Genomic DNA, 2,166 nt, shown 5'->3' with positions numbered 1-2,166 from the left:
CCTGCAGCGCCCCGGTGATGGTCGCGCCTTCCTTGTCGTGACAGAAGACGACGTCAAGAACGGGCGTCCAATCGAGTTTGAGCTGCCCCAATATCTGGTCCGTATGATTGATCAGCATCTGGCAACCCGGAGCCCGATGATCTGCCCTGCAGGGACCCCCTGGCTGTTTCCCATGCGCGATAGGGCGGCATCCATAGAACCCAATCAGCTGTCTGCTCGGATCCGCAAGCGCGTTGGCAAAGAGACTGGCTTGACCGTCAACGCGCATTTATTTCGCCATCTGGCTGTGATGAACTGGCTGGATGCCAATCCGGGTGGCTATGAAGTCGCGCGCCGCTTGCTCGGTCATTCGGACGTCAGCAAGACGATCAGTCTGTATTCCGGTCTTGAGGTCAAGTCCGCAACCCGCGCCTTTGCCGATCTGATCGAGACGAAGAGAGGGCGCACAACATGAGCCTGGTCCTCCCCCGTGCCCAATGGCCCCGCTCGGATCGTGCGATGTGGGACGCTCTTTGCAAAAGTGCCGGGCCTCTGGATGATCCCGGGGGCCTGACACACTTGCGGCCAACATCGCTCGACACACTGCAAGTGCGGTATGGGCGCTGGTTGCAGTGGCTGGCCACCACAGATCCGGATGCGCTGGCATTGCCGCCCGTGAATCGCGCCACCCTTGCTCGCCTGCAAACCTGGCTTGTGGCATTAGAACACACCAAACCGATGTCGCGCCTCATGTTTGTCGATGCGGTTCTGCGCGTGCTACGCGCTGCTGATCCCGCAGGGGACTGGATTATGCAACTGCGCTTGCGCAAAGGGCTGCAGCGCGCAGCCGGACGCGGTGATCCCGACCGTAAAAATGGGCGTATTCTATCGAGCGCGGTGTTGCTCAAAGCCGGTCTGACTCACGCCACAGCCGACGCCGATGCCGCCTCAACGCCCCTCAAGCGGATGATGTGCCAGCGCGATGGCTTGATGATCGCCCTTTTGGCCGTCCTGCCAATTCGGCGTCGTTCTTTTTGTGAACTACGTGTGGGGCAATCATTGCATCTCACCGCTGATGAGATCGTGATGACCTTGTCCAGGGACATGACCAAGACAGGTGTGCCATGGGAGGCCACTGTTCCCGATCAGGTCGCCCCAGTCCTGCGCTGCTACATCACCGAGGTGCGCCCTGCCCTGCTGGCACGCGGCAATCAGCGCCACGACACCCTTTGGGTCGGCAAGCGCGGCGAGATCATGGGACAAATCTACATTGGCAGCCGCATCGGGGATGTCACCCTCAAATTGACCGGCAAACGCATCCCGCCACATCTGTTTCGCGATGCTGCTGCGACGACTTTGGCGCGGAGTTCAGCACAAAATGCGCGACTGATCCGACCGGTTCTGGCACACTCAGGATTCAAGACCGCCGAGCGCCATTACATTCACGCACAAACCATCGATGCGGGACGGGATTACGCAGCACTGCTCAACCGCCTTAAGGGAGACCAATCATGACCAGAGTAGCAATCTACGCGCGGTTTTCATCTCAGATGCAAAGCGAAGCCTCCATTGAGGACCAGCTGAGGATCTGCCGTGAACGCGTCGCCCGCGAGTGCTGGACCGTTTCCGAGATTTTCACGGACATGGCCATGTCGGGGGCCAGCATGCAGCGACCCGGCGTGCAGCGTCTGATGGAGGCTGCCAGCCGTGGTGCTTTCGATGTGATCGTCGCCGAAGCCCTTGACAGGTTGAGCCGCGACCAAGCAGATGTGGCGACATTGTTCAAACGCCTGAGCTTTCACGGGGTGCGGATTGTCACCCTGTCCGAGGGCGAGATCAGCGAATTGCATGTCGGCCTTAAGGGCACGATGAACCAGCTCTTTCTCAAAGACCTCGCCGCCAAGACCCATCGTGGCCTGCGTGGGCGTGTCGAAGCAGGACGCTCGGGCGGCGGCAACAGCTACGGCTATGATGTCGTGCGGCGTCTTGGACCAGATGGCATGCCCGTGACAGGCGAGCGCACGATCAATGAGGATGAGGCCGTCCTGATCCGCAGGATATTCGCAGAGTTCAGCGATGGACTGTCACCCAAAACCATCGCAAAAAAGCTCAACGGCGAGGATATCCCCGGCCCCAGCGGCAAACCATGGCGTGACACCGCTATTCGTGGTCACCGCATCCGCGGCA

3 protein-coding genes are annotated in these 2,166 nt (G+C 60.1%); all 3 read left to right on the top strand.

The features are described 5' to 3' along the window. Nucleotides 1–454 (top strand): site-specific integrase (locus tag VGP75_RS12190; RefSeq protein ID WP_327543927.1); only part of this gene is annotated, 454 nt, incomplete at its 5' end. Continuing rightward, nucleotides 451–1,494 carry a tyrosine-type recombinase/integrase gene (locus VGP75_RS12185; RefSeq protein WP_327543926.1) on the top strand — a complete coding sequence of 348 codons (1,044 nt, stop codon included), beginning with the start codon at nt 451–453 and terminating at the stop codon, nt 1,492–1,494. The genes VGP75_RS12190 and VGP75_RS12185, both read left to right, overlap by 4 nt. Continuing rightward, a partial coding sequence (locus VGP75_RS12180) for a recombinase family protein (RefSeq protein ID WP_327543925.1) occupies nt 1,491–2,166 on the top strand: 676 nt, incomplete at its 3' end. The genes VGP75_RS12185 and VGP75_RS12180, both read left to right, overlap by 4 nt.

The organism is Yoonia sp., assembly GCF_036007805.1.
Lineage (GTDB): Bacteria > Pseudomonadota > Alphaproteobacteria > Rhodobacterales > Rhodobacteraceae > Yoonia.
This window is presented reverse-complemented; position numbering and strand designations above follow the sequence as displayed.

Bases quoted from the DNA above. Each gene is read 5' to 3' on its own strand.
- VGP75_RS12185 (WP_327543926.1), top strand. From the start codon at position 451: ATGAGCCTGGTCCTCCCCCGTGCCCAATGGCCCCGCTCGGATCGTGCG.